Source organism: Oleiphilus sp. HI0086, assembly GCF_001635225.1.
Window position 1 is genome coordinate 1 of the sequence record NZ_LWFZ01001287.1, and the last position, 1,594, is coordinate 1,594.

Sequence of the window (1,594 nt, forward strand, 5' to 3'; positions counted from 1 at the left end):
ACCATAGCACTTCAAGCACTCAGGTATCTGCTGAAGCCCTCTTTTTTGTAGTGCCGGAAAAGTCAGCAATTGTGCATTCGTAATGCCAGCAATATGGAGTAAAAATTTTTCACCGTTTTGGTCTAGTTGTAACAAAGCTTCCAGAACATTATCTAAAAAATCTTTATGGCCAGGGCTACCAGTATAGCTAAGAGATATTTTTTCAGACTCACCAGACCTTAAACGAGCTTCTGTGCTTGAGGTGTCTAGTGTTGGGGGGACTCTAACAGTGTTACATCCTTTTGATTGATAGTACTCATCCAGATAGCGGCTAATAGCAATGATATTACCGCATTTAGGGCTTAACACATGCATCGCAAGTTCGATATTCCAATAATACGGATTTAGGATGCCATGCAACCTACTGGGAGGGTCGTACCACTCAACTGCGTCAAAAATCAAGGGGATGTTATTACGCCTACACCAAGGAAGTAATTTAAGAAAGTAAGGCGAGTAACCACTATATAAAATAATTGCATCAGGTTTTTCGTCTAACACATCTAACCAAGCAAGCGTTTTTTTACCTATCGTTAAGTAAGCCAAGTACTTCAGCAGCTTCGGATAAGCTTCAGCCGTTCTTTCATTTAGAGAGTGAACCTCAATTCCTTCATAATCGAAAGAGCTGCCGTCTTCACTGGGCTGCTGGCCACTCGCAACCTTTACCTTATATCCATTTGCCTGTAACGATTTGGAAATACCCAGTATGCGCCTGGCTGCCGCCCCACCGTTAGGAAATGCAAATGGGCCGACATAGATGACTGTTTTTTGTTTAGTACTCACGCCAAACGACCCGGTTTACATAGTCGGTATAACTTAGAATGATACGCACCACTTTGTCCGATACATTCGGCATACTGTAATCATAAACCGGACGCAATAAGCGCTCTTCACCACCCGGTTGAGACTCAAGCACTTCCAAAGCCTGCATAACACGCTCAACACCTAAACCAACCATCATCACAGAAGCTTCTTCAAACCCTTCTGGCCGCTCGTGAGCTTCTCTAATATTGAGAGCAGGAAAATTTAGAATGGACGATTCTTCAGTAATAGTGCCACTGTCGGACAACACCACCTTGGCACTTTTTTGGAGTTTATTATAATCATGGAAACCTAAAGGTTTCTGAAGCTGGACAAGCTCATGAAACTCAATACCTTGCTCTTCGATGCGTTTTCGCGTACGAGGATGAGTCGAAATAAAGACTGGCAACTGGTAGGTTTGTGCAACGGTATTCAAAGTCTCAGCCAAAGCACGTAACTGCTTTGGCGTATCAACGTTTTCTTCTCTATGCGCACTCACTAAAAAATATTTCTCGGCTTCTAAGCCAAAACGCTCGAGTACATCTGCCTCGTCAATTTGATCCATATAATGGTTCAACACTTCAAACATTGGGCTGCCAGTTTTGATGACCCTATCAGCCGGTATGCCTTCAGAAAGTAAGTAGTCTCGGGCGATTGTGCTATATGTCAAATTAATATCTGAGATATGATCAACAATTTTTCGGTTCGTCTCTTCAGGTACACGCTGGTCAAAACATCTGTTGCCAGCTTCCATGTG

2 protein-coding genes are annotated in these 1,594 nt (G+C 43.0%); both read right to left on the reverse strand.

What is annotated here, in order from left to right:
• Positions 1 to 819 (reverse strand): glycosyltransferase (locus A3756_RS22155; protein ID WP_156490692.1); only part of this gene is annotated, 819 nt, incomplete at its 3' end.
• The coding region (locus A3756_RS22160; protein WP_068554669.1) for a UDP-N-acetyl glucosamine 2-epimerase at positions 809 to 1,594 on the reverse strand (786 nt) is incomplete at its 5' end. The genes A3756_RS22155 and A3756_RS22160, both read right to left, overlap by 11 nt.